Raw genomic sequence first — 24,353 nt, 5'->3', positions numbered from 1 at the left:
TGATGCGCTTGAACTACATCCTCTCCGACCTCGGCATCGGCCTGAAGCGGAACCTGTCGATGACGATCGCGGTCGTCGTCACCATCTGGGTCTCGCTGTCGCTGTTCGGCAGCGCGCTGCTCGCCCGCGAGCAGGTCGAGCTGATGAAGGGGAACTGGTACGACAAGATCCAGATCTCGGTCTTCCTCTGCACCAAGGACTCCGGCGGCCGCGGCTGCTCGGGCGCCGAGGTGACCCAGGAGCAGAAGAACCGGATCCGGCAGGTGATCGAGTCGAACCCGGACACCGCCCCGGACGGCGTCTTCGGCGAGTCGAAGAAGGAAGCGTTCGAGCAGTTCAAGAAGCTCTACAAGGACTCGCCGATCGTCAGCACGGTCACCGAGGACCAGATGCAGGAGTCCTTCCGGGTCAAGCTGAAGGATCCGCAGCGCTACCAGAATCTGGTCAGCGCGGTCGCCGGCCTGCCCGGAGTCGACACCGTCCAGGACCTCAGACAGTATCTGGATCCGTTGTTCAAGGCCCTCAACGGGTTGCAAGTCGGCGCGCTGGTGGCCGCGGCACTGCTGCTGGTCGCCGCGCTGATGCAGATCTCGAACACCATCCGGCTGGCGGCGTACGCCCGGAGACGTGAGATAGGCATCATGCGCCTGGTGGGCGCCTCGAACTTCTATATCCAGCTGCCATTCTTGCTGGAGGCGGTGCTGGCCGCCCTGATCGGCGCGGTCCTTGCCTGCGGCACCTTGTGGGTCGGCGTGTACTTCGTGGTCATGCAGCGGGCCCAGGAGACGTTCCGGGTCTGGCAGTGGGTCGGCGCCACCGAAACCTTCCGCGCCACGCTCATCATGGTTGTGGTCGGACTGGTGCTCGCCGTGGTCCCGACATTCCTGACAACGCGGAAATACCTCAAAGTCTGACCCGGGTGACTTATCGTGCTTCGGTAGCACGACAACTCAACCCAGAGCAAGGGGTCGACTGTGGTCCCGCACTTCCCCGGTGCGAACCCGCGTGAGCGGGGGAGCATCAAGCGAGACGACAGCAGCGGCACCCCCGCGAAGCCACGCCTGCGCCTCCGCACGAGGGCCCCAGGCCGGCCGACGGTCGTCGCCGCTTGCTGCCTTGTCCTGTCCCTGTCCGCCGGCGCCCTGGCGGTGGTTCCGTCTGCCCAGGCGGACCCACCCGACCCGGCCGCCAAGAAGAAGCAGCTCGACTCGCAGATCGACCAGTCCAAGGCCGATCTCGCGCACGCCTCCGACCAGCTGGGCGAGTCCGTCGTCGCCTACAACCAGGCGGACGCGCGGTACAAGGCCGTCCAGGCCCGGTACGCCGTTGCCCAGGGCAAACTCGCGGCCGCGAAGGCCGCCGACGCGGTTGCCGCGAGCAAGCTCCGGGCCGCCGAGCAGGCGCTCCGGTCGGCGGTCGCCGACGTCGAGGCGGGCGAGCGGCTGATCGCCGAGAAGCGGGCGGTGGCGGGTCGCGCCGTACGGTCGGCGTACCAGCAGCAGAACAGCCTGGTCGGGCTGTCGATCGCGCTCCGCGGCGCCTCGCCGGCCGACATCGCCACCGGGATGCAGGTCCAGCGCAACGTGTTCGGCATCCAGGGCAACGCGATCACCAACCTGAACAACGCCCAGGCCCAGCTCGCCAGCCGGCGGGTCAAGGTCGCCGCCGCGGAGAAGGCAGCCGAGGAGGCGCGCGCCGAGGCGGCTCGCACCGTGCGGCAGGTGACAGCGCTGACCAAACAGGTCGCCGCGGACAAGGCCGAGGCCGCCGCGGTCGCGCAGGTCAAGCTGGTCGCGTTCAAGGCCGCCGAGAAGGAGAAGAACTCCGAGCAGGCGCAGTACAACGCCCTGGTCCGGGAGCGGAACCGGGTCGAGCAGATCCTGATCGCCCGCGCCCGCGCCGAGAAGGCCGCTGCGGCCCGCCGGAAGGCGGCCCGGGAGAAGGCCGAGCGGGAGAAAGCCCGCAAGGAAGGCCGCCCGCCGCGGGACGTCCCCGACGAGCCGAAGGAGAACGGGCGGCTCAGCTACCCGATCCGCAGCTACATCACGTCACCGTTCGGGATGCGGTTCCACCCGGTCCTGCACTACTGGAAGCTACACGACGGGACCGACTTCGGCGGCGGCTGCGGTACGCCGATCCGCGCGGCCGCCAGCGGCGTCGTCACGGACAGGTACTACAACGGCGGCTACGGGAACCGGGTGTTCATCTCGCACGGGGTGATCGACGGCTCCTCCATCACCACCGTCTACAACCACCTGTCCCGCTACAAGGCCCGCGTCGGCGAGCGCGTCTCCCGAGGCGAGATCATCGGGTACGTCGGCACGACGGGCTACTCCACCGGCTGCCACCTGCACTTCATGGTCTACCAGGACGGCCGAGTCGTTAATCCGATGAAGTGGCTCTGAGCGGTCTGAGATACTGGTCGGATGGTGAAAGAGACCGGCCGGAAACCGATCGCGCAGAACCGCAAGGCGCGACACGACTACCACATCGAGGACGTGGTGGAGGCCGGGCTCGTGCTGACCGGGACCGAGGTGAAGTCCCTGCGGCAGGGCCGGGCCTCCCTGGTCGACGCCTTCGCGGCAGTCCGGGGGAACGAGCTGTGGCTGCAGGGGATGCACATCCCCGAGTACAAGCACGGCACGTGGACCAACCATGAGCCACGCCGTACCCGCAAACTGCTCCTGCACAAGGACGAGCTTCAGAAGCTGATCCGCGCCGTCGAGCAGCAGGGCGTGTCGCTCATCCCGCTGTCGCTGTACTTCAAGGACGGCTACGCCAAGGTCGAGCTCGGCACCGGGCGGGGCAAGAAGGACTACGACAAGCGCCACGCGCTGGCCGAGCGCCAGGCGAACCGCGAGGCCCAGCGCGCCCTGTCGGACCGGCGTCGCGACCGCTGAGCCGTGCCCTGTGGATAACTCCACGGGTGGCCTGGCGAAAACGGATACGCTCAGGCAGGAAAGAACAGGGGCGGGGGCGGCGCGGCGCATGCCCCGTCGCACCGGAGTCGAGGCTGGGGTCCGGTCAGGGGTTGGTGGGGGCTGCACCCGATGGGGTGCGGCGCTCGGGGCGCGCAGAGTGGAGACATGTCCACTTCAGACCTGCTGGTGACGCCGGCCCAACGGGACCGCGCCGTCGAGATCCTCAAAGAAATGTACGCCGACGGCCGGCTGGACCACGGCGAGTTCGACACCCGGCTCGAGCTGGCGCTCAAGGCGCGCACCCGGGCCGAGCTGAACAGCACGTTCAACGGCCTCGTCTCCCGGCCCGTCCCGACGTACGCACCCGCCGCCTTCACCCGGCCGGCCCAGCTGCAGCGGTACAACAGCAACGGCCGTGGGATGGGCACGGTGGCCCACTGGCTCGGGTACCCGACCTTCTTCGTCGGCCCGGCGATCGTGGTCGCTACCGCCGGCCAGAAGAACCCCGCTGTCCGCAAGCACGCCGTCGAGGCGCTGAACTTCCAGCTGAGCGCGTTCGGCGCGTTCGCGCTGGTGGGCATCATGACCGGGGTGACGGAGGGGTTCACTGCGTTCCTGTTCCCGCTGCTCGGCATGCTCTGGTTCATCCTGACCGGGATCGGCGGCCTGGCCACCGCGGTCGGCTCCAACTTCCGCTACCCGTTCACGCTCCGTCTGATCAAGTGACGCTGGGTGATGTCGCTAGCGGGAGGTGGGCCGCCGCCCCTTGCGGTCGCGCCGCGCGGGAATCCGGGGTGCGGGTGGGTTGTTGGACTTGATAGTGTGGATCTTCCACCGGGGCTCCGGCGCCGGCGGGAGTTTGAAAACTCAACAGGGGGTGAACGGTTTCGACTTTGGACGTTAGTTCCAAGGGAAGCGGGCCGAGGATCCAGGGTTATCTCGTTAACGATCTCTGGAAACCAATAACTGCCAACGCTAAGCGCAGTAGCTTCGCTCTCGCCGCCTGACGGCCTGAGCACTTAAAGAAGCGGTCAGCCCGGGGATGCTTCCGACCCGGTTCCTGGCCTCAGCTAGGAAGCTTGCTTTGTTAGCCCGGTCACGGGGCTAGCACGGGACATTTACAGTGACTGAGCCTGTCAGCGACTTGTCTGTGAGAGCGCTGGGGCTGAGAAAAGCGACCAACAGACTGCGCCCGGAGAAGTCTTGGATCAACGCTGAAGGACGCGGGTTCGATTCCCGCCACCTCCACTCCATGCCAGAAGGCCGGCCCCAGGTGGGGCCGGCCTTCGGCTGTTTGTAAGCCCCACGCACCCGCTACGCGCGCTCCTCCATCGCGTGCTACGCCGGGTGCTCCCACCCACGCCTTTTGCGTGGCTGCCGTCGCTTGGTCGATCGCGCTGAGGTCCCGGGCGGTCGTGGTCACTACGCCGCAGCCGCTTCGCGTGCTCCTGCGTCGCCCGCGCGGCTTGCTGCAACCGTCTAGCGGGGGGTGGCAAAAGCCAGCCGCGGAACCCTGCGACGCAGATCGCAGATCGTAAGACGCAGGACCAGGTCGCTCCGCCAGGTCGACGTCGTCCTGCAACTGGGCCGGTAGATCCGCGCTGGCCTGCTCGCTGGACTGGTTCGGCTCGACCACGGTCGATCCTGGTGTGCCGTCCTTGCGCGGGCGGCGTGTTACCGGCTCGACTCGCGGATGATTAGGTTGTGGGGGACGGTGTAGACGCGGGCTGGGTCGCGGTTGCCTTGGATTCTGCTGATCAGGGCCTCGAAGGTTCGGTCGGCGAGGAGGTCCATGTCGGTGGCGACACTGCTGAGGCTGGGGGACAGGTAGCGGCCGTCGACGATGTTGTCCCAGCCGACCACCGCCACGTCGTCGGGGACTCGGACATGGTGCTCGATGAAGGTTCGGATGGCGCCGATCGCGAGCAGGTCGCTGGCGCAGACCACGGCGTCGATCTCGCGGATCCGGGGCAGCAACCGCTCGGCGAGCTCCGCGCCCGTCTCCCGGCTGTACCGGTCGCACCGGAGCAACCAGTCGGCGCGGCTCTCCAGGTCCAGCTCTTCCACCGCGGCGTGGAAGCCTCGAAGTCGTAGCTGGCCGACACTCGACGGCCTGGCCGGGTTGCCACCGAGGTAGGCGATCCGCCGCCGTCCGCCCTCGGCCAAATGCCGGACCACATCGCGGGCCGACTGCTCGTTGTCGATCGCGACGTAGTCGGCGGCGCCCTCACTCAGGTGCTCGCCGAGCATCACCATGGGCGTGAATCGGCTCATCTCCGTCATCCGTTGCGGATCCACGGCCAGCGGGCTGTAGATCACCCCGTCGATGCTGTGCCCGGGATAGCCGCCGGCGGCGCGCAGTTCGTGCTCGTCGCTGCGTCCGGTCTCGTCGGTGAAGACGGCGTACCCGTGTCGTTCCCCGGCCATGATCAACGCGTGCGCCAGCGCGCCCAGGTACGGCTCGTCGATCCGCGGCACGGCCAGGGCGACGATGTTGCTGCGCCCGCTCTGCAGTTGCCGGCCGACCAGGGAAGGGATGTAGCCCAGTTCGGCGATGGCGGCCTTGACCCGCGCCCGGGTCTCGGCCTTCACATAGCGCCGCTCGTGGACCACGTTCGTGACGGTCTTCAACGACACCCCGGCCAGCTCCGCGACGTCCTTCAACCGGGCAGGGCGGTTCGGACCGTCGTTCGCACCTGGCGCCATCGTGCTCCCTTCGACTACCGCAAACACCGTAGGACGACATCTTGACAGAGCCCATCAGCGCCGTCAGCATCACTTCTAACGTTAGAACTTCTAACGTTAGAAACACTCCGACGCCTCGCCGCCGACAAGGAAGTCGCCTCGTGAAGAAGATCGCGTACGTCGCCTCGATCGCGCTGACCACCGGAGCACTGTTCGTCACCGCCGCCTGCACCGGCGGCGCGCCGGGCACCGGGTCCGGGGATGTCCAGCAGGACACCAGCGAACAGCAGGAGATCCGCTACATGATCGGGCAGCCGGAGGACCCGGCGGACCTGGAGCTGATCAAGTCCGACCTGAAGACCTTCGAGTCGAAGAATCCGGGCATCACGGTGAAGCTCGACGTCATCCCGTCCGAGAACGTCCGGACGGTCCTGCAGACCCAGCTGCGCTCCGGCGAGGGGCCCGACGTGTTCGGGTACGACACCGGACCGGGCTTCGCCGGCGCGCTGGCCAAGGCCGGGCTGGTCTACGACCTGACCGGCGCCTACGCCGAGCACGACTGGCCGGTCTACGACTTCGCGAAGAAGCGGGTGACCTTCGACGGCAAGATCGTCGGGGTGCCGAGCCAGATCGAGGAGGTCGGCGTCTTCTACAACAAGACGTTGTTCGCCAAGTACGGGATCGCGGCACCGAAGAACCTAGCCGAACTGACTTCCGCCGCCGAGAAGCTCAAGCAGAACAACGTCGTCCCGTTCGCCGTCAGCGACAAGGAAGGCTGGCAGGGCGGCCACCTGCTCAGCATGTCGCTGTCCAGCGCGGTCGGGTCGAAGGGCATGGACGATCTGCTCAACGGCCGTACGTCGTGGAACACCCAGCCGGTCGTGGACTCGCTGGCGGTCTGGAAGGAATGGAACGACAAGGGCCTGCTGACTCCGTCACCGGCCGCGGTCAGCTACGACAACGCGAACGCGCTGTTCTACTCGGGCAAGGCCGCGATCAATCCGACCGGCAGCTGGCTGGCGCTGGACATCGAGCGGAACGCCAAGTTCGAGGTCGGCTTCATCCCGTTCCCGGCCAAGGACGGTCCGGGCATCTTCAGCGGCGGTCTCGGGTCCGGGACCTTCGTGTCCGCCTCCACCAAGAAGGCGGAGGCGTCGATCAAGTTCCTGGACTACCTGCTCACCCCCGAGCACGGTCGCTGGGCCGCCGAGAAGTTGCAGGACATCCCGGCGTACCCGATCGACACGGCCGGAATGAAGGCGTCGCCGTTGTTCAAGCAGGTGCTGGACGACTCGGCCAAGATCGCCGACGGGACCGGTGACTTCGGGTACAACATCGACGTACTCACCACCGACGTGTTCAACAACGCGATGTGGAAGGGCATCCAGGGCATCCTGAGTGACCAGGCCGAGGCGGCGCAGGTCGCCGCGCAGCTGCAGGCCGCCTACGAGAAGTCGGCCAAGTAGGATGCGGGCCGCGAGCAACGTTCCTCCGGTGACCCGCAGGGCGCAGGCGCGGCTCGGCATCGTGCTCGCGCTGCCGGTCGCGGTCGTCACGGCAGTGTTCTTCCTGTTCCCGATGGTCAACGCCCTGTACTACTCGGTGGTCGACTTCGACGGCCTCGACCCGACCCCGCCGTTCGTCGGACTGAGCAACTTCACCGAGATGTTCACGGACTCGGCGACCTGGCACGCGCTGGGCAACAACGCGATCTGGATCGCGATCGGCACCGCCGCGCCGATGATCATCGGGCTGCTGACCGCCGTGCTGATCTGGTCCGGGCGTCGCGGTGGGCCGGTCTACCGGGTGCTGTTCTTCCTGCCCTTCATGCTTCCCGGCGTGGCGATCGGCATCGTCTGGGGGTGGATGTACGACCCCGTCAACGGCTGGATCAACCGGGCGCTCGGAGCCGTCGGCCTCGGCGGGCTGAGCCGCGGCTGGCTCGGGGATCCGGACACCGCCATCTTCGCCGTACTGGCCACCGCGATCTGGGCGACGTGCGGTTTCGTCACCATGATCATCCTGTCCGCACTGCGCAACGTCGACGTAGAACTCGTCGACGCCGCGCGGATCGACGGCGCGAACGCCGCCCAGCGGCTGTGGCACATCCTGCTGCCACAGATCATGCCGGTCTTCCTGATGGTGCTGACCCTCACGCTCGTGGGCGGGTTCAGCGTCTTCGACATCATCTTCATCATGACCGGCGGTGGGCCGGCGGACGCCACCGAGGTGCTCGGAACGTACGCCTACTCGAGCGCCTTCCAACTCAACCGGATCAGCTACGGCACCGTGCTGGCGCTGTTGATCACGGTCCTCGCCGTGCCGTTCACCATCATGCTGAACCGACTTCAGCGACGGCTCTCGCTGCAAGGGCTGGGGGCGTGATGGTCGAAGTACCGGTCGCCGTTTCGCGCAGCAGCGAGTCCGCGGACCCAGCGGCTGTCCGTGGACGTGACGTACGTCGGTCCAGCGGGCTGGTGGCCCGTCATCTGGTGCTGATCGCGATGGCGATGCTGACACTGTTCCCGGTGCTGCTGATCGTCTCGACGGCGCTCAAGACCCCGCAGGACGTCCGCAGCAACCCGTTCGGACTGTTCACCTCGTTCTCGCTGGAGAACTTGCAGTCGGCCTGGACGGTGGGGCGCTTCAGCAGCTACTTGCTGGACAGCCTGCTGCTGAGCGTGCCCAGTACGTTGGTGGTGATCGTGATCTCCACGATGGCCGGCTACGCCTTCGCCCGGTTGCCTTTCCCCGGACGTACGGTCGTCTTCTACCTCGTCGTACTCGGCCTGCTGGTGCCGTTCTTCACCTACATGATTCCGCTGTACTTCCAGCTGCGATCGATGGGGCTGCTGGACAGTCTGGTCGGCGCCAACCTGGTGCTGATCTCGACCAACCTGTCGTTCGGGACGTTCTTCATGCGGGCGTTCTTCTCCGACCTCCCGGACGAGCTCGAGCAGGCGGCGCGGATCGACGGCGCCTCCGAGAGCCGCATCTTCGCGCAGGTGATGATGCCGTTGGTGAGTTCGGGTGCCGCCGCGCTCGCGGTCTTCACGTTCCTGAGCAACTGGAACAACTTCCTGGTGCCTTTGCTCTACCTGCCCAGCGGAAAGTACCGGCCGCTCACGGCTGGGCTCTACAACTTCACCGGCGGTCGCTCGATGGACATCGGGCCGCTGGCCGCCGGCACCTTGATCACCATCGTCCCGGTGATCGTGATCTTCGTGATCCTGCAACGACAGGTCACGCAGGGCTTCATCTCCGGCGCCGTCAAGGGCTGACCGCCCTGCCAACGACGCTGCCAACCACGCCTCGAAGGAGACACCGTCCTATGCCATCCCTGGTCAGATTCAGCTCACCTCATGTCGCGGAGGTCGTCCCCGACGCCGAACCAACCCTTCAGCCGGACGAGGTGCTGATCCGCACCCTGTACTCCGGGATCTCCGCGGGCACCGAACTGACCGCCTACCGCGGCAGCAACCCCTACCTGAACAAACGATGGGACGACGCATCCCGCCTCTTCGTCGACGGCGACACCTCGATCAGCTACCCCGTCGACGGCTGGGGCTACGAGGAGGTCGGCGAGGTCGTCTCGCTCGGTGCCGCCGCTGACGGCGTCAAGGTCGGAGACGTGGTCTGGGGGACCTGGGGACATCGCAGCCACACGGTCAAGAAGGGGGACTGGGCCACACGACGAGTCCTGGACCCCGCCGTCGATCCCCGGATCGGCATTTTCAGCCAGATCGGTGGGATCGCGCTGAATCTCGTGCTCGACGCCGACATCCATGTGGGGGAGACGGTGGCCGTCTTCGGTCTCGGCGTACCCGGGCAACTGGCGGCCCAGCTGGCCCGGTTGAACGGCGGCCGGGTGATCGCCGTCGACGGCCTCCCCGCCCGCCGCCAGCTGGCGCTGGAACTCGGCGCCGACTGTGCGCTCGATCCCGCCGACGGCGGGGTGGCTGAGCGGATCCGCGACCTCACCGACGGCCGCGGCGCCGACGTCTGCTTGGAGGTGTCGGGCAGCTACCAGGCCCTGCACGAGGCGGTTCGGTCGGTCGCGTACAGCTCTCGGGTCTGCGTCGCCGGCTTCATGCAAGGCGAAGGCGCCGGGCTCCGGCTGGGCGAGGAGTTCCACCACAACCGCGTCGCGCTGATCTGCTCGCAGATCTCGGGCGTCGCGCCTGCCTTGAGGCATCGGTGGAACTACGACCGGCTGGCGAAGACCGCAATCCAGCTCGCCTCGGCGGAGCGGCTCAACGTCACCGACCTGATCACCCACACCGTGCCGGTCGGGCGAGCCGCGGAGGCGTTCCGGATGCTCGACGAGCGTCCGCACGAGGCCCTGCAGGTCGTGCTCAGCTTCGACGAGGAGGTCGCGGCATGAGCTTCCGGCTTGCAGCTGCGGAGTTGACCCTGCCCGGCGAGACGTTGGAGGACAAGTTCGCGTTCGTCCGGGCGATGGGCTTCGACGGGATCGAGCTGTCCGCCCGCGGCGACGGCATCTTCGGAGCGCGGATCGACGAACTGCGGCGCGCCCGCGACGCCGGCGTACTGATGCCGACCGCCGTCGTACACATGGATCACTTCATCGGAGACTTCGACGCCGACCGCCGCCGGGACGCCATCGAGCAGCTCAAGATCCACCTGAGCACGATCGCGGCAGCAGGCGGCACCGGCATCGTCTCGCCGCACGCGTTCGGGCTGTTCTCCCGACGGTTGCCGCCGTTCGAGCCGCCCCGATCGGTCGAGGAGTCCCGCGCCGCGCTGGTCGAGGCCTTACGTGAGGTGGGCGAGCACGCCGAGTCAGTCGGGGCGAAGGTCTATCTGGAGCCGTTGAACCGGTTCGAGGACTTCGTGATCAACCAGTTGGCCGATGCCGTCTCGGTCGTCGAGGAGGTCGGATCGCCCGGCGTCATGATCACCGCGGACACCTTTCACATGTCGATCGAGGAGGCCCGGGTCGGTGAGTCGATCAGGAAGGCCGGCTCGCTGATCGGTCACGTCCAGTTGGGCGACAGCAACCGGCTCGAACCGGGCGCCGGTCACTACGACTGGCCCGAGACCCTGGATGCTCTGGACGCGATCGGCTACCAGGGCTGGCTGGCGATGGAATGCGGCCTCAGCGGCCCAGTCGACCAAGTCCTACCCAAGGTAGCCAAGCTGCTGTCCCGCTGATGTTGCGGAGCATCTGACGCCCGGCTCTCAGCGGCGCCCTGTGTGCGACAGGGCGCCGCTGACCGTCTCCCGTGGTTCTGGAATTGCATGGGCCTTGCCGGGGTCGGGGGACGGGTGTTAGGCGGTGGTCTGTTGGTAGTCGGCATCCTTGATCGCGGCGCTGGGGATCCGCAGGCTGATCGCGGCCAGGATCGCACCGACAGCGGCGACGACTGCGGCGCCGATGAAGGCGGCCGAGTATCCGTCGGTGAGCGCGGCGGCGTCATCGGGGAGGTCGGCGCCGTTCGCGGCGGCCACCGCGGTCATCGCGGCCAGGCCCAACGCAGACCCGATCTGGTAGCTGGTGTTCACGATCCCGGACGCCAGGCCACCCTCCTCCGGGCGCGCTGACGACAGAGCGATGCCGAGGCTGGGGATGAACGCCAGCGACATCCCGGCGGCCGCGATCAACGAGGCCGGCAGTACGTCGGTCCAGAACGACCCGTCGGAGCGGATCAGGGACAGACCGGCCAGGCCGACGGTCAGGATCGCCATACCGCCGACCAGTGTCCTCTTCGGACCGGCCGCGGCGATCACCCTCGGCGCGACGACGATCATGCCGAGCATGATGAACGTTGTCATCGGCAACAGTGCCGCGCCGCTGGGGAACGCGCTCAACCCGAGGACCTGCTGCAGGTACAGGTTCAGGAAGAACCACATCGGAACCCACGCTGCACCCAGCAGCAACTGAGCGACGTTCGCAGCAGCCAGGTTCGGCGCCGCGAAGATCCCGAGCCGCATCAGCGGCTCCCGCCGCTTGGCCTGCACCGCGACGAACACGCCCAGCAGTACGACGGCGGCCGCGCCGATCAGCAGCGTCGAGCCCGCCGACCAACCGACCTCGGGTGCCCGGACGATCGCGTACACACCGGCGCCGAGCCCGAACGTCACCGTCAACGCACCGAGCAGGTCCACCGACCCACGCCGTACGGCGGAGCTCGGCATCAACGCCGGCGTGGCCAGCAGCGCGATCAGCGCGATCGGCACGTTGAGGAAGAACACCCACGGCCAGGACAGATACTCGGTGATCACCCCACCGAGGAACACCCCGGCCGTGCCGCCGGCCGGAGCGGCCGCGCCGTACAGCGCGATCGCCTTGGTCAGCTCCCGCGGATTCGCTCCGAACAACATCATCAGCAGCGTCAACGCGGCCGGCGCGATCAACGCCGCACCGATGCCTTGAATCGCACGGCCGGCCAGCTCGGTGCCGACACCGGTCGCGAGGCCCGCGACCAGCGACCCCGCCAGCAGTACCGCCCAGCCGGCCGCGAAGATCCGGCGGGCGCCGAGCAGGTCGGACAGCCGTCCGCCCAGCAGCAACAGGCCGCCGAACGCGACGACGTACGCGTTGAACACCCACGACAGGTTGCCCGGGCCGAACCCGAGCTCGGCCTGCATCTTCGGCAACGCGACACCGATGATCGAGGTGTCCATGATCACCATGAACTGCGCCGCGGCGATCAGGCCGAGCGCCCACCAGCGCCGTGACGACGCCTGCGACTCCATCTGACTCATTGCAGTACTCCTTACCCGTATGGGGTATCAATCAAGGTCGTAAGAGGTTCCCTGGGTGGGAACCGGGAAAACGAAACGATACCCTAGGGGGGTAAGGTGTGAAAGGCAAGAGGGGGTCGGGATCCTGCGGTCTGGCGGGTAGGGTGCGGCGAACCCCAGGGAGGACGTGGTGAGCGTGGCCGGACCGGCACAGCACGGTTACATCGACGACAAAGAGGCCTACCTGCGGCGGCTGCGCCGCATCGAGGGCCAGGCTCGCGGTCTGCAACGCATGGTCGAGGAGGAGAAGTACTGCATCGACATCCTCACCCAGATCTCAGCCATGACGAAGGCACTGGAGTCCGTCGCCCTCGGCCTGCTCGAGGACCACCTCGCGCACTGCGTGGTCGACGCCGCAGCCGCCGGCGGCCCCGAGGCCGACCGCAAGATCAAGGAAGCCTCCGACGCCATCGCCCGGCTCGTGCGCTCCTAGCCGCTTGCGCACCCGGCAAACCGTCCCGCGCGGACCGTCGCGGCAGCCGAGCATAGCCGCGCAAATACTGCCAGTGTCCGAGCAGGAAAGCGTGGCCCCGCGCGAATGGCGGCGGAGGGTGCGGGCACCGGGACAGTCCAAGCAATCGTGGTGGTGAGATTCGGGATCGAGGTGTTCGAACATGACGACCGCGCGTGAGCTGATGACGGCCGGCGCCGAGTGTGTCGGTGAGAAGGAGACGTTGGTCGACGCCGCCCGGAAGATGCGGGATCTCGACGTCGGAGCCTTGCCGATCTGCGGTGAGGACAACCGGTTGAAGGGCATGCTGACCGACCGCGACATCGTGGTGAAGTGCATCGCGGACGGTGGCGATCCGGCCTCGGTGACGGCGGGGCAGTTCGGGCAGGGCAAGCCGGTGACGATCGGAGCCGACGACAGCGCTGAAGAAGCCCTCAAGACGATGAGCGAGCACCAGGTGCGGCGATTGCCGGTGATCGACGGCCACGACCTCGTCGGCATGCTGGCCATGGCTGACGTCGCGCGCAGTCTGGGCAAGACCGACGTTGGCGACGTCGTCCAGGACATCTCAGAACCCTGACGACACTCGCCCCCGGGAGGCGCGACTCTGACACGCATCAGCGCTGTTCTGTCGACCATGGTTCGTGGCGCGGCGGCCGGTACGACGGCCTTGAACGGGGCGACGTACTTGGACATGGCCATCCGCGGACGGCCTTCCAGCGAAACGCCACAGCGGACGATCGAGCACGTAGCGGATCGAATCGGAGTCGCGATCCGGTGAGGAGCGCGCACCGCGGGGCGGCGCTCGTCGAGGACATGCAGCTGACTAGCTCGTTGGGTCGGGGCTGCAGGCCCTCGGTTAGGGCTGTTCGGTCTGCAGTCTGTACTTGGGCGGCGCGACGCGGGCGCGTGCGACGGTGGTGTCGGCTGGGACCTGGATCGTGCCGTTGCTGACCCATTCGGTGATGTTGGCGACCATCGTTCCGACCGCTTGCTGGGATTCGGCCGACGGTGCGGGCACGGTCCAGTTGGACGGGCAGCGCCCGACCAGGAAGCAGCCGAAGGCGAACGTCGAGCCGTTGAGCACGCGTGCGCCTGAGGGGGCGACGTAGGCCGTGGTGTGCATGGGCACCGCCTTGCCGTTCGAGCGGCAGTTCCCGGTGCCGCTGGCGACCGTGGTCAGGCCGGGGTGCTTGTACAGGCCTGGCCAGACGTAGTCGATCTCGCCCGCGATGAATCCTGGCACGGTGGTGCCGGCGGGGACGCCGTCGAACATCCAGCTTGTCCCGGCGGTCAGGGTGTTTCCCATGACTGGGCAGATGTATTCCGCACCGAGCAGGGGCTGCGAGGCGTAGGCGTCACCTTGGTAGCGCCACTCCGTCGATTTGTAGCCGGCGGTGTAGCGGTCGATGTCCCAGGCTCTGCGGCCGTCGTCGGTGAAGTCGATCTGCCGGTAGGCCGTGTTGGCGCCGAGGTTGGCCACGTTCACGCCGCGGCTGATCGCCTGGCTCAGCGCTGCCCGCATCCGGAGTGAGTAGTACTCGTCGTGCCCGGGCAGGAAGATCGTCGCGGCGCGGGCCGGCAGTTGGCCGCCGTACTCGTCGAGGTCGTTGTTGGTCCAGTAGGTGACGTCGAGGCCTTTCGATTCGGCCCAGAACACCAGTCCCTGCTCCAGCGACAGGAACTGTCCGGAGCCTTGGCCTTCGTTGTACGGGCGGTCGAAGGTCAGCCGGCCGGAGCCTCCGGACTCGCCGCCGGCGTAGAAGCTCAGGCCGCCGTAGCGGTTGTAGGCCTGCCAGGTCGTGGTTGCTTGCTGGATCAGCAGGTCGTGCTTGGTGCCGGTGTCGTCGCGGACCGTGAGCGGTGCGTACGACGCGTAGGTGCCGTCGCTGACCTTGATCAGATAGGTCCCCGGGATCCAGGTGCTGTCCACCGGGATGCTCAGCGCCTTGGTCCAGTGTTCCGCGGACGTCATCCGCAGGTCGTTGCCGTCGGTGGACGTGCCGCCCGTTACCGGAACCTCCTGCACCACTGTCGGTACGTCGTCCTTCCGCCAGACCTCGCGGGCGCCGAGTCCGGCGTAGTACCCCATCCGGTAGGCGACCACGCTGACCGGGTTGCCGGAGGTGACCTTGAGGTCGACGGTGTCCCCGCAGGTGGCCGAGACCTCGGTGAGGTACGCCGCGAGCGGCCCGTCCATCGTGGTCGGGATGACCCAGTCGCCGGTTCCGGGCTTGGCGTTCTCCGTGGATGTGGACGGCCAGCTCGAGGGGCAGCCGGGTGGGATGGTCGCGAAGCCGGTGGCCGAGATCGCCGGCATCGGAGCCGGCGGGGCGATCAGGGAGAGGGTTCCGGTGCCGGACGTCAGGAGGATGCCGGTCGATGTGCTGGCCGACACCGCCAGCGTCAGGACGCCGCCGTACTTGGACAGTTGGACGCCGTTGATCGGGATGCCCAGCCGGGCGCCGGCCGCGACGCTGATCGGCGCGTTGGGCTTCCAGGTCGCGTAGCCCTGCGAGGTCGTCAGGGTGCCGTTGATGGTCGTCACCGTGCCGGTCGCTCCGGCCGGGAGTTGCATCCGTACGGCGGCCAGGACGCCGGCCTTGGTCACGGTGGCGGCGTACGCCAGGTTCGTCTTCTGGCCCGGGATCGGGTTGGTCGCCGTGATCGCCACGTTGGGGGTGTAGGTCTTCAAGGGCTGCAGGACTCCGGTGCCGGAGGTCAGGATCGCGCCGGTGGTGCCGGTTGCCTTGAAGCTGAGCGTCCACGGCCCGCCGGCCGGCAGGCGCAGTCCGTACAGCGGGATGGAGAACCGGGCACCGACGGCGACGGTCACTGTCTTGGCCGGCCGCCACCGCAGGACGCCGGGCGACACCGTGCTCACCGTGCCGTTGATCGAGGTGATGGCCCCGGTCGATCCGGACGGAATCGAGAACACGATGTCGCGCACCGTCCCGGCCCGCAGCACGGTCGCCCGATAGGTCAAGGTCGTCGTGCCGTTGGTGGCCGTCGTGGCCGTGATCGTCACGTCGGCGCCTGCCGCGTCCGCGGATCGAACGACGAACAGGGTGGCCGCGGCGACCACCAAGACGACGGCGGCCGACGCGATCAGCTTGCGGAACATGTATGCCCTTCCGGCTTACCCAGCACTGCCCGGGACCGGTGATCCGCGCACACCGACGCCCGGGCGGCAGCCCGGCGCGTGGACACGTCGATTCCCCACCCGATTCCGCGAGCCTTATCGGCCCAGACCACATCGGCGTTACAGCCGACCCGAAATCTTTTCCCCGACCTGAGGCAGGAGCGCGGAACCAAGCGCCGGAGGTGATGCAGCCCATACCACGCCGGCCACGTTCGCCTTGTAAATAAGGGTTCCCTCAGTTTGCAACCACCTGCAACCGGGTTGCCACGGCCCGTGTTCGAACGATACAAATTCCCCTGACTTCGCCGGTGTTGCTCGGGGCGCGCCGGATTCCCGCCCTCGCGACGTTCACCCGGGATCAGACCTACGACGACCCGTTCGACCGTCGGTTACGCGGAGGGGATCGGGCGATCAGTCACGCCGGTCAGTGAGCACTCGCACATGATCCATATGGCAGTTTATTGATGTGTGCGCCGCGCGGTGTCAGCCTCAGTTCGCGCCGGGAACGCCTGCACACGTGTCAGGTGCGTGGGGTCGATGAGTGGGGTCGGACTTGCTGAGAAGCAGCTGGCTGTTGTGTCTTGGTCGGGGCTTCGAGCCGGAGGGGGATCCGCTCTCGCGGTGACCTGCGGGTTCTGTTGCTCGTGGATGACGATGCACAGGGGCATCTCTTCGAGTGTGCACCGGCAGTTGTGTCTGTGATTGTCGGGGCGCGTGGCAGATCGCTGGTGATGTGCTGTCGGTGCTGGACGGCGATCACGCCAAGCGTTTTCTTGTGTAGTCCTGGCCGCTGGCGTCTGGCGTGGTTGTTTCAGTCGTCGGCTCCGCGTGACTGGTTGGCCTCGAGGAGGTGGAGGACTGGTATGCCGAGGTGGCGGCGGGCCTGGGAGGACCAGTCGACGTGGAAGAACTCGGCCACGACGTGTGGGCGGGTGAGAACGATGACTTCCTGGCCGTTGACTTGCTGGATCTGCTCTTTGAGTTCGTCCAGGGGGCGGCCGTGGGCGATCAGGCCGGTGGCGTCCTGGCCGAGTGCGTGCAGCCGGTCGATGCTGCGTTCGAGGGCGGCCTTGGCCTGGGCGTCGACGGCTTCTTGAGCATGCCGTTGCGCCTCACGGACTTCCTCGTCGGACGCGATCGAGTGCCGCTCGGCGGCCAGCCCGTAGAACTCCGTGGACGCCAGTCCGCTCAGAGACGACTGGACTCGTGCCTGCGCGTCCTCGCACGGGACGATGACGTGATACCTGACCTGGTCGGGTGCGCTCGCGTGCAACTCAACGACACGGTCCGCATCCGGGGAGCTCAGCTCCTCCTCGACCAGCAAGACGACGTCGTACATGACGATCACCTACCTCGCCGTACCAGTACCCAACAAAGACATCCGGGGACGCCACGAGTCGCGGCGTCCCCGGATGGTTTGGTGCTACGTCAACCGGCGGGTTGAGTCACTCGCCGAAGAGCTGGTCGTAGTGGGTGGTGAAGGCCACGTGGTTGATGCCGTTGAAGACTGCCGGGATCTTGCCGTAGGAGGTGATGGCGGTCTGCGAGCCGATGGCGTGGCTGAAGGCGTACTGGTAGCCGGAGTCGGTGTTGTGGTCGACGCCGACGACCAGGGTGCCGCCGCGGGTGCCGCAGCTGTGCGTGACCAGGGACTCGAAGGACGACCAGCCGGAGCTGCGGATCAGCTTGACGACCGGCTTCGCGGTCCCGGTGACCGGGATCCGGATCGTGTAGAGCGCGCCGGCGTTCGTGGTCATCAGCAGGGTGTCGTACGTCGCGGTCTCGCTGATCACGGTCATCGTCTTGAAGCCGCGGAAGCCGGCGAACGAGCCGAGCGACTTGAAACCGCCGTTGACCTGCGCGTAGCGGTACAGGTTGCCGTTGGTGTTCAGGCCGTACAGGTACGCGTGCCGGGGCTGCGCGACGCTGTAGTTGGACGTGGCGATCGACTTGAAGCTGGTCCAGCCGCCGCCGACTCGCTTGTACGTCGGTCGCGGCAGACCCGTCTCGTACAGGTAGGTCGTGTGCCGGTACAGGGCGTCGCCCTGCAGGAACAGGCCGTAGAAGTAGACCTGGGTGCCGGTGGCGTTCTGTGCCAGGTACCAGGTCGCGTTGGCCCGGGTGCTGGTGAAGTTGAACGGCTCGTACGCCGCCGCCCGCGGCGGCTTGGCGGCGGTGACGTCGACCGACTCCACGGTGTTGGCGCCGGTCGGCCAGCCGACCCAGCTGATGCAGGCGGCGGCCGCGGCCTGCACCGACAGGCGCTGCTTGGACTCGGCGGACTTCACCGTCCAGGACGGCTTCGGGTCGGCCTGCGTGCCGGCGATGGCCGGGCCAGAGGCGGCGGTCGCGGCGAGCATGCCCACACCCGCCATGGCGAGCGCGAGGCGCTGCAGTTTCATCAAAAGTCCCCCTCAGGACAAAAGAAAAGTTGCCTCGGGCTCCGAGACAGCAGGTCACTCTAACCTGAAGTGTCGACATTTCGGTGACTTCTGCACGTACATGCAACAGTCCACCGAAACGGAGTCACGACACCGCTGCACGAGCACTCCGCGTGCAGGAGCGCCTACGTTTCCGGGAGTATTGCGTCACGCCATGGGACTGGATGGTTACCCCGGGTATGGCCGTGTCCACGGCTCGGGGGCTAGGCGTACGGCGTTCGCGACGTAGCTGATCGTGCGGTACCAGCCGGCCAGTACGACGATTTCGAGCAGTTGGGCCGTGGTGTAGTGGGCGGCGAGGGCGTCCCAGGCCGCGTCCGTCAGCTGGGCGGTGATGTGGAGCTCGTCGATCGCCTCGAGTAGGGCGCGGTGGTGTGGGGGCCAGTCGGTGCTCCCGTGGATGGTTGCCTGGAGCATTGACGGGGTCAGGCCGACCTGATCGGCGAAGACGGCGGCGTGGACGGTCCACTCGTACCTGCAGTCGTTCAGGGCGCAGACGCGGGCGATGACGAGCTCGCGGTCGAGGGCGGGAAGCTCGCCGTGCGCCAGGAGGCCGGCGCCCAGGACGCGCATTCGGGACGCGAGGTCGGGGTGGTGCTGGAGGAGGCGGAACAGGGCCAGCGGCTCGTGGGCGACGCCTGGCGGCATCCACTTGCGGAGAGCCAGTTCGACGTCCGGGGCGTACGGCGGGGTCAGCGGTTCGATGCGTGGCACGGTCACCTCAAGGAGTGCTTCTGTTTTCGAACCACTATGATGCTTCGAAAATAGAAGCACAAGGGAGGTGGCGATGGCTGAGACCCCACGCCCCGGCCGGCCGGTCCGGGGGTCGACGACCGGGCGGCCGATCATGGCGGCGCTCGACCTGCTCGGGCAGCGGTGGACGTTGCGGGTGATCTGGGAGCTGCGGGCGGACGCGCTCGGGTTCCGCGAGCTCCAGCGGCGCTGCGGGCAGATGTCCTCGAGCATCCTGACCACCCGCCTCGCCACCCTGACGGAAGCCGAAATCGTCACCCTCGACGACGACGGTTACTACCTGACCCCGCTCGGCCGAGACCTCATCCAGGCCCTCGGCCCCCTCCAAACCTGGGCCGACAACTGGCAGGAAGCCCTCCGCGCCTGAACTGCCGTACGGTCAAACGTTGAGCAGGATCCGCCCCCGCACGCCGGCCTCCATCTGACGGTGGGCTTCGGCGGCCGCCGACAACGGCAGGGGCGGACGTGTCCGCGCCCGAAGGCGCTTCAAGGCCAGCTGATCGTTGATCAGCTTCGCCGCGTCGGCGAGATCGCCCGCCGACGCGTTGCTGATCACGAAGCCGCGGATGCTGGCGTCCCGGGTGTAGAGCGCACCCATAGGCAGCACCGGCCGGGCCGCCATCCCGGCCAGCGCGATGATGCGTCCACCCCGAGCCAGCCGCGGTACGGCGGTTTCCAGGTCATGCCGACCGGAGTTGTCGATCCAAAGATCAACCGCGGACGCAGGTACCTCGTAGTGGTAGTCGACGACCTGATCGGCCCCGCAACTCCTGACCCAGTCGAAGTCGTCCGGAGAACACGACGCAACGACCCGAGCGCCGGCGGCAGACGCCAACTGCACCAGCGCACTCCCGACACCACCGCCCGCGCCCAGCACCAGCACCGTCTCGCCAGGCGCCAGCCCTCCGGTGCGAAAGAGCGCCAGGTACGCCGTGGCCGCCGTGTGCAGCACCGCCACCGCCTCGGCAGGCGCCACCCCATCCGGCAGCCGATACAACCGATCCCGCGGTACGACGGCAAACTCGGCAAACGACCCCTGTCGCCCGTCATGGCCGAGGCTGTTGCACCACACCCGGTCGCCAGGCGCGAACTCCGCCACCGACGACCGGACCACCGTCCCGACCAGATCCCGCCCGATCACGAACGGGAACGGCGTACTCGTCGCATAGGCACCCGACCGGACGAACGTGTCGACATGGTTGACGGCCACGACCTCGACCCGGACGAGCACATCGGCCGGACCCGCTGCCGGCACCGGCAGTTCGCCGTACTGGATGACGTCCGGTGAACCGTGGGACGTGATGTACGCGGCGCGCATGGTCTCCGTCACGACGACGCCTGCCGCACTGCGTCGTACCGGGCGATCCACGCCTTCGTCAGCTCGGCCTCGTCGGCGCGGCCGAACGTGTACGCCGGCGAGAGGATCGGCAGCGCCCGCTCGACCCGGATCAGCACCGCCTGGTTCGCCGGGTACCCGGGCCCGTTGACCGACAGCAGCCAGGCGTTCAGCTCCTCGTACGACGGCTCGCCCGGCGGCACGATCGTCGCGGTCCCCTTGAACCGGTAGCCGCGGCGGCGGAACACGTCGATCGTGTTCACCTCGACCCGCGGGTCGGCGGCCAGGTTGCGCATCGTGTTCGGTGAGGCGATGTCCATGAAGATCAGGTGCTCGTCGTCGTGCACCCGTACCGACCCCTTCGGCGACAGGTTCGGCGAGCCGTCCGGGCAGACCGTCGCGACGAAGCTGAGCATCGCCTGCTCGACGATCATCCGCATGTCGTCAGTGATCACGGGCACGTGCTTCTCCTTCGAGTGAGAGCGGGCGGCCGGAGTACGGCAGGCCCACCATGGAGCCGGACAGCAGGTCGGCGTCGGCCTTCGCCGCCGGTGCGCCGAGGTCGACGTCCCGGGTCTCCGGCCCGACGTACGCGCCGAGGCCGATCAGCAGGCCGCCGGCGGCGAGGAACACCAGCGGTGTCAGTTCATACGGCATCACGGTCGCCAGGCCCTCCTGGTAGAAGGCGTAGAAGGCCGGCACGATCACGGCCGTGGTGTACCCGAGACCGTAGCCGCTGGAACGGATCCCGGTGTGGAACCGCTCGATGATGTACGTCGTCACCACCGCGAACGTCGACACCACGACGACCACCAGCGCGATCGTCACCAGGCCGATCGCGACGGCACCGGAAACCTTGCCCCGGGCAATCAACCAGAACAGCACCGGAGCGATCACCGTCGTGGTTGCACCCTGCAGCAGGAAGAACGGCCGGCGTCCGATCCGCTGCGCCAGCGATCCGGCGAGCAGGTACGTGACGATCAGCACGGCGTACGCGACGACCAGGATGAGTGTCACCGTGCCGACCGGCAGCCGCGTTCGCAGTACGCCGGGAAGCACCGCGCCGACCATGTTGAACGCCAGCCAGACCCCGGACATCAGCGTGAAGACCTGCAGGAACCCGCGCAGGTTCGGCCCCTGGAACAGGTCCCGAAGCGGCTGGTGCCCGTCGTTCTTCCGGTTCTTCCAGACCGGCGACTCCTCCACGTTGCGGTGGTACCAGAGCGCCCACGCGAGTGCCAGCAGCCCGCCGATCACGAACGGGATCCGCCAGCCCCAGGTCACGTACGGCGTGCCGAGCCCACCGGCCGGGATCAGTTCGAGCAGGACGACCGTGATCAGCGCGATCGAACAGTACGCGGCCGGGAATCCGGTCATGATGATGGCGCCGTACAGCCCGCGTTTGCGGGCGGGCGCGTGTTCGAGGGCCAGCGGCGCGGCCGCCGTGTACTGGCCGCCGAGGAAGGTGCCGTCGGTGAAGCGCAGCAGGATCAGCGCGATGATCGCGAACAGGCCGGCCTGCTGGTATCCCGGCAGCGCGGCGATCGCGAGCGTGGTCAGGCCGAACCCGACCAACGACGTGAGCGTGGTCCGCTTGCGGCCGGACTTGTCGCTGAGCCGGCCGAAGACGAGTGCGCCCAGCGGGCGGCCGAGCAGCGTGGCCGCGAACACGACCGCGGTGAGGATCCGCTGGGCGCTGGTGGAGATGTCGTCGGGCGCGAAGTACGCCGCGGCCGGGGCCAGCGCGACGATCGGCAGGTACACGTCGAACATGTCGACGTAGAGGCCGACCTGGGCGCCTACAAGAGGTTTGCGGCTCGATGTTTTCATGGGATGCCTCCGGTCAGACGCCGTACAGCCAGTCGATGGGGGAATGGTCGGAGCGATCGCGGGTGCGCAGCAGTTCGTTGCGCAGCAGCCGCGCGGTGCCGTCGACGTGCCAGATCTCGCCCCAGATCCGGGCCGTGCGCTGGATCCGCGCGGTACGGGGAGCGCGGATCTTCTGAGTTGCCTCGAGGACGGCGGGCCAGTCGTCGTGCTTCACAGCCTGGTCGGTGAGGACCCGTGCGTCCTCCAGCGCCTGGCAGGCGCCCTGCGCCAGGTACTGCAGCATCGGGTGCGCGGCGTCGCCGAACAGCCCGAGCCGGCCGCGGGACCAGGTTGCCGTCGGCAACCGATCGGTCATCCGCCAGAACCGGTCCCGCCACAGCGACGCGAGGCCCGCGCGGACCGCGTCACAGCAATCCGCGAACGCATCGTCCAGCGAAGCAGGTGTTTTGAAGACGGCGACCTGGTTGATCAGCTCGCCGCGACGCAGCGGGTACTGCACCAGATGGCAGTCGGGGCCCAGCCAAGCGACCACGCTGCGCTGATCCACGAACTCGGGCGCTTCGTCGGCCGGCATCGTGCCCGGTACGCGACGAAGCCGGAGTCGATCTTCTCGTCGCCGACGATCGCCTTCCGCAGCGCGGAGTCCACGCCGTCCAGACCCAGTACGACGTCGCTGCCGAACTTGGTGCCGTCAGCACACACAGTCTCCGCACGATCAGCATCCAGCCGTACGTCGGCCACCTCGTGCGCGGTGTGGAGCTCGACGCCCGACTCCTTGCACGCCGTCAGCAGTACGTCGTGCAGGTCGCTGCGATGCACGACGACGTACGGCGCCTGATACCGGCGACGGAACTCGTCGCCGAGGTCCAGGCTGGTCAGCTCCCGGCCGTCAATCGCGTCACGCAGGACCAATCGCTCTGGCAGGACGCCGCGGTCGACGATGTCGTCGAGCAGGCCCCAGTCCTGCAGCAGGCGGGTCGCATTGGGCGCCATTTGGAGCCCCGCGCCGACCTCGCCGAAGTGGTCGGCGCGCTCCAGCAGCCGAACGCCGAATCCGTTGCGGGCCAGGCCGTTCGCGACCGCCAGGCCGCCGATACCACCACCGACGACCACTACTTCGGACTGGTTGTCCATCTCGTTGCCTCCCTGGTTCGGGTGACACGAATGTAGGAGCCTGTTCTGCAGAGCGGTATCGTTTTCTGCTATGAAGAACAAGCCGCCGTACCCGCTCGCCTCCGTCGACAACGCGCTGCGGCTGATCCACATGCTCCGCGACGAGGGTGAGCTGCGCCTGAGCGATGCCGCCGACGAGCTCGGGGTCGGCCGGTCTACGGCGCACCGCCTGCTGTCGATGCTCGTCTACCGCGACTTCGCCGTACAGGACGAAGTGAACCGGACCTACCTGCCCGGGGCGGCGCTGTCGGCCGGGCCGCTCAACGGGCAGCCGCGGAACCAGGAGCTGCGGCGACTGCTGATGCCGCACTTGGAGCGGCTCTGTCATCAGGTGGATGAGTCGGTGAACCTGATGGTGCGAGTCGGGACCCACACCCGCTTCCTGGCGACTGTGGAGACGCGGCAGATGCTGCGCGTCGGCGATCGGCAGGGGACGGTGCTGCCGGCTCATGAGTCGTCCGGTGGCAAGGCGCTGCTCGCGGAGTTGCCCGACGACCACCTCGCCGAGCTGTATCTGCGCGGTCCGGAGCCGGTGCTGTCCGAGGAGGACTTCGGACGGTTGACGCGCGACGTCGCTCAGACGCGGCGGTCCGGATACGCGCTCAACCTAGAGGCGACGGAGGCCGGGATCTGCGCGATCGGCCGGGTGGTCCGGGACGCGGACGGGGCGGCGATCGCGGCGGTCACAATCAGCGCGCCGACGGTCCGGTTCCCGGCCGATCGGATCGAGTCGCTGGCCAAGGCGCTGGCCGAGACCACGGCTCGCGCCGGACGTGACCTGCCGTCAGGGCTTGGTTGAGCGGACAGTCGGTGGCCGAGGCGGCGAAGGAGCTGGGCGTTCCGCCCGGTACCG

Annotated in this window: 24 protein-coding genes and 1 other RNA gene; 14 read left to right on the top strand and 11 right to left on the bottom strand. The window is 67.8% G+C overall.

The genetic code is table 11. From position 1 onward, the window contains the following. Positions 1-2 precede the first annotated feature (2 nt). From ftsX to ssrA, 5 genes are all read left to right on the top strand, one after another. Positions 3-914, top strand: coding sequence for a permease-like cell division protein FtsX (gene ftsX, locus ACWCOV_RS28620; protein ID WP_132150413.1), 912 nt, complete (start codon positions 3-5; stop codon positions 912-914). A gap of 60 nt (positions 915-974) precedes the next feature. Beyond that, the gene (locus tag ACWCOV_RS28615) at positions 975-2,405 is read left to right on the top strand and encodes a M23 family metallopeptidase (protein WP_449832413.1); all 1,431 of its coding nucleotides are present in this window, start codon (positions 975-977) and stop codon (positions 2,403-2,405) included. A 21-nt stretch (positions 2,406-2,426) separates the two neighbouring features. Continuing rightward, positions 2,427-2,900, top strand: coding sequence for an SsrA-binding protein SmpB (smpB, locus tag ACWCOV_RS28610; RefSeq protein ID WP_449832412.1), 474 nt, complete (start codon positions 2,427-2,429; stop codon positions 2,898-2,900). Positions 2,901-3,086: 186 nt separating this feature from the next. Further along, a complete protein-coding gene (locus ACWCOV_RS28605; protein ID WP_449832411.1) occupies positions 3,087-3,647 on the top strand; it encodes a DUF4870 domain-containing protein in 561 nt (186 codons plus the stop codon). A gap of 147 nt (positions 3,648-3,794) precedes the next feature. Continuing rightward, positions 3,795-4,172: a transfer-messenger RNA gene (ssrA, locus tag ACWCOV_RS28600) on the top strand. A 423-nt stretch (positions 4,173-4,595) separates the two neighbouring features. On the opposite strand, the gene ACWCOV_RS28595 is transcribed toward ssrA, so the two are convergent. Then, positions 4,596-5,627: a LacI family DNA-binding transcriptional regulator gene (locus ACWCOV_RS28595; protein WP_449832410.1), complete on the bottom strand. Its 1,032-nt coding sequence runs from the start codon at positions 5,625-5,627 to the stop codon at positions 4,596-4,598. A 140-nt stretch (positions 5,628-5,767) separates the two neighbouring features. Between ACWCOV_RS28595 and ACWCOV_RS28590 the strand changes: the two genes are divergently transcribed. Genes ACWCOV_RS28590 through ACWCOV_RS28570 form a run of 5 tightly spaced genes read left to right on the top strand, consistent with a single transcriptional unit; the run spans position 5,768 to position 10,781 of the window. Further along, entirely contained in the window at positions 5,768-7,072 is a 1,305-nt protein-coding gene (locus ACWCOV_RS28590) for an ABC transporter substrate-binding protein (protein ID WP_449832409.1), read from the top strand. 28 nt (positions 7,073-7,100) lie between these two features. Next, on the top strand, positions 7,101-7,991 hold the full coding sequence (locus ACWCOV_RS28585; RefSeq protein ID WP_449832408.1) for a carbohydrate ABC transporter permease: 891 nt from the start codon (positions 7,101-7,103) through the stop codon (positions 7,989-7,991). Continuing rightward, the gene (locus tag ACWCOV_RS28580; RefSeq protein WP_449832407.1) at positions 7,991-8,887 is read left to right on the top strand and encodes a carbohydrate ABC transporter permease; all 897 of its coding nucleotides are present in this window, start codon (positions 7,991-7,993) and stop codon (positions 8,885-8,887) included. The genes ACWCOV_RS28585 and ACWCOV_RS28580 overlap by 1 nt, the downstream gene beginning before the upstream one ends. A gap of 50 nt (positions 8,888-8,937) precedes the next feature. After that, on the top strand, positions 8,938-9,990 hold the full coding sequence (locus ACWCOV_RS28575) for a zinc-binding dehydrogenase (RefSeq protein WP_449832406.1): 1,053 nt from the start codon (positions 8,938-8,940) through the stop codon (positions 9,988-9,990). Further along, on the top strand, positions 9,987-10,781 hold the full coding sequence (locus ACWCOV_RS28570) for a sugar phosphate isomerase/epimerase family protein (RefSeq protein ID WP_449832405.1): 795 nt from the start codon (positions 9,987-9,989) through the stop codon (positions 10,779-10,781). Before ACWCOV_RS28575 ends, ACWCOV_RS28570 begins: the two co-directional genes overlap by 4 nt. A 117-nt stretch (positions 10,782-10,898) precedes the next feature. Here ACWCOV_RS28570 and ACWCOV_RS28565 read toward each other — a convergent pair whose 3' ends face one another. Further along, the gene (locus ACWCOV_RS28565) at positions 10,899-12,335 is read right to left on the bottom strand and encodes an MFS transporter (protein ID WP_449832404.1); all 1,437 of its coding nucleotides are present in this window, start codon (positions 12,333-12,335) and stop codon (positions 10,899-10,901) included. 169 nt (positions 12,336-12,504) lie between these two features. Here ACWCOV_RS28565 and ACWCOV_RS28560 point away from each other — a divergent pair, with 169 nt between their 5' ends. After that, positions 12,505-12,807: a metal-sensitive transcriptional regulator gene (locus ACWCOV_RS28560; RefSeq protein ID WP_449832403.1), complete on the top strand. Its 303-nt coding sequence runs from the start codon at positions 12,505-12,507 to the stop codon at positions 12,805-12,807. Positions 12,808-12,988: 181 nt separating this feature from the next. After that, positions 12,989-13,405 (top strand): CBS domain-containing protein, encoded by a 417-nt coding sequence (locus ACWCOV_RS28555; RefSeq protein ID WP_449832402.1) that lies wholly within the window; start codon positions 12,989-12,991, stop codon positions 13,403-13,405. Between the two features lie 279 nt (positions 13,406-13,684). On the opposite strand, the gene ACWCOV_RS28550 is transcribed toward ACWCOV_RS28555, so the two are convergent. From ACWCOV_RS28550 to ACWCOV_RS28535, 4 genes are all read right to left on the bottom strand, one after another. Then, a complete protein-coding gene (locus ACWCOV_RS28550) occupies positions 13,685-15,949 on the bottom strand; it encodes a N,N-dimethylformamidase beta subunit family domain-containing protein (RefSeq protein ID WP_449832401.1) in 2,265 nt (754 codons plus the stop codon). An 829-nt stretch (positions 15,950-16,778) separates the two neighbouring features. Further along, positions 16,779-17,306: a hypothetical protein gene (locus ACWCOV_RS28545; RefSeq protein ID WP_449832400.1), complete on the bottom strand. Its 528-nt coding sequence runs from the start codon at positions 17,304-17,306 to the stop codon at positions 16,779-16,781. Positions 17,307-17,412: 106 nt separating this feature from the next. Continuing rightward, positions 17,413-18,369: a hypothetical protein gene (locus ACWCOV_RS28540; RefSeq protein ID WP_449832399.1), complete on the bottom strand. Its 957-nt coding sequence runs from the start codon at positions 18,367-18,369 to the stop codon at positions 17,413-17,415. 207 nt (positions 18,370-18,576) lie between these two features. Further along, a complete protein-coding gene (locus ACWCOV_RS28535; protein ID WP_449832398.1) occupies positions 18,577-19,122 on the bottom strand; it encodes a carboxymuconolactone decarboxylase family protein in 546 nt (181 codons plus the stop codon). A gap of 73 nt (positions 19,123-19,195) precedes the next feature. Here ACWCOV_RS28535 and ACWCOV_RS28530 point away from each other — a divergent pair, with 73 nt between their 5' ends. Next, positions 19,196-19,528, top strand: a complete 333-nt coding sequence (locus ACWCOV_RS28530; RefSeq protein ID WP_449832397.1) for a winged helix-turn-helix transcriptional regulator — start codon at positions 19,196-19,198, stop codon at positions 19,526-19,528. Between the two features lie 12 nt (positions 19,529-19,540). Here the strand turns inward: ACWCOV_RS28530 and ACWCOV_RS28525 are convergent, their stop codons facing one another. Genes ACWCOV_RS28525 through ACWCOV_RS28505 form a run of 5 tightly spaced genes read right to left on the bottom strand, consistent with a single transcriptional unit; the run spans position 19,541 to position 23,461 of the window. Further along, positions 19,541-20,491: an NADPH:quinone reductase gene (locus ACWCOV_RS28525; RefSeq protein WP_449832396.1), complete on the bottom strand. Its 951-nt coding sequence runs from the start codon at positions 20,489-20,491 to the stop codon at positions 19,541-19,543. Next, entirely contained in the window at positions 20,488-20,958 is a 471-nt protein-coding gene (locus ACWCOV_RS28520; protein WP_449832395.1) for a pyridoxamine 5'-phosphate oxidase family protein, read from the bottom strand. Before ACWCOV_RS28520 ends, ACWCOV_RS28525 begins: the two co-directional genes overlap by 4 nt. After that, the gene (locus ACWCOV_RS28515; RefSeq protein ID WP_449832394.1) at positions 20,942-22,327 is read right to left on the bottom strand and encodes an MFS transporter; all 1,386 of its coding nucleotides are present in this window, start codon (positions 22,325-22,327) and stop codon (positions 20,942-20,944) included. The genes ACWCOV_RS28520 and ACWCOV_RS28515 overlap by 17 nt, the downstream gene beginning before the upstream one ends. Before the next feature lie 13 nt (positions 22,328-22,340). Further along, complete coding sequence (locus tag ACWCOV_RS28510) at positions 22,341-22,826, bottom strand: hypothetical protein (RefSeq protein WP_449832393.1); 486 nt, start codon at positions 22,824-22,826, stop codon at positions 22,341-22,343. Continuing rightward, positions 22,796-23,461, bottom strand: coding sequence for an FAD-dependent monooxygenase (locus ACWCOV_RS28505; protein WP_449832392.1), 666 nt, complete (start codon positions 23,459-23,461; stop codon positions 22,796-22,798). The genes ACWCOV_RS28510 and ACWCOV_RS28505 overlap by 31 nt, the downstream gene beginning before the upstream one ends. A 70-nt stretch (positions 23,462-23,531) precedes the next feature. Here ACWCOV_RS28505 and ACWCOV_RS28500 point away from each other — a divergent pair, with 70 nt between their 5' ends. Continuing rightward, positions 23,532-24,299, top strand: coding sequence for an IclR family transcriptional regulator (locus ACWCOV_RS28500; RefSeq protein ID WP_449832391.1), 768 nt, complete (start codon positions 23,532-23,534; stop codon positions 24,297-24,299). The last annotated feature ends 54 nt before the right edge of the window (positions 24,300-24,353 follow it).

Source organism: Kribbella sp. NPDC002412 (assembly GCF_053592935.1).
Note: the sequence above shows the minus strand (reverse complement) of the source record. Positions and strands in the feature narration are given on the sequence as shown.

Bases quoted from the DNA above. Each gene is read 5' to 3' on its own strand.
- ACWCOV_RS28540 (WP_449832399.1), bottom strand. From the start codon at position 18,369: ATGAAACTGCAGCGCCTCGCGCTCGCCATGGCGGGTGTGGGCATGCTC.
- ACWCOV_RS28595 (WP_449832410.1), bottom strand. From the start codon at position 5,627: ATGGCGCCAGGTGCGAACGACGGTCCGAACCGCCCTGCCCGGTTGAAG.
- ACWCOV_RS28575 (WP_449832406.1), top strand. From the start codon at position 8,938: ATGCCATCCCTGGTCAGATTCAGCTCACCTCATGTCGCGGAGGTCGTC.
- ACWCOV_RS28550 (WP_449832401.1), bottom strand. From the start codon at position 15,949: ATGTTCCGCAAGCTGATCGCGTCGGCCGCCGTCGTCTTGGTGGTCGCC.
- ACWCOV_RS28505 (WP_449832392.1), bottom strand. From the start codon at position 23,461: ATGGACAACCAGTCCGAAGTAGTGGTCGTCGGTGGTGGTATCGGCGGC.
- ACWCOV_RS28570 (WP_449832405.1), top strand. From the start codon at position 9,987: ATGAGCTTCCGGCTTGCAGCTGCGGAGTTGACCCTGCCCGGCGAGACG.
- ACWCOV_RS28580 (WP_449832407.1), top strand. From the start codon at position 7,991: ATGGTCGAAGTACCGGTCGCCGTTTCGCGCAGCAGCGAGTCCGCGGAC.
- ACWCOV_RS28530 (WP_449832397.1), top strand. From the start codon at position 19,196: ATGGCTGAGACCCCACGCCCCGGCCGGCCGGTCCGGGGGTCGACGACC.
- ftsX (WP_132150413.1), top strand. From the start codon at position 3: ATGCGCTTGAACTACATCCTCTCCGACCTCGGCATCGGCCTGAAGCGG.
- ACWCOV_RS28555 (WP_449832402.1), top strand. From the start codon at position 12,989: ATGACGACCGCGCGTGAGCTGATGACGGCCGGCGCCGAGTGTGTCGGT.
- ACWCOV_RS28545 (WP_449832400.1), bottom strand. From the start codon at position 17,306: ATGTACGACGTCGTCTTGCTGGTCGAGGAGGAGCTGAGCTCCCCGGAT.
- ACWCOV_RS28565 (WP_449832404.1), bottom strand. From the start codon at position 12,335: ATGAGTCAGATGGAGTCGCAGGCGTCGTCACGGCGCTGGTGGGCGCTC.
- smpB (WP_449832412.1), top strand. From the start codon at position 2,427: ATGGTGAAAGAGACCGGCCGGAAACCGATCGCGCAGAACCGCAAGGCG.
- ACWCOV_RS28605 (WP_449832411.1), top strand. From the start codon at position 3,087: ATGTCCACTTCAGACCTGCTGGTGACGCCGGCCCAACGGGACCGCGCC.
- ACWCOV_RS28515 (WP_449832394.1), bottom strand. From the start codon at position 22,327: ATGAAAACATCGAGCCGCAAACCTCTTGTAGGCGCCCAGGTCGGCCTC.
- ACWCOV_RS28500 (WP_449832391.1), top strand. From the start codon at position 23,532: ATGAAGAACAAGCCGCCGTACCCGCTCGCCTCCGTCGACAACGCGCTG.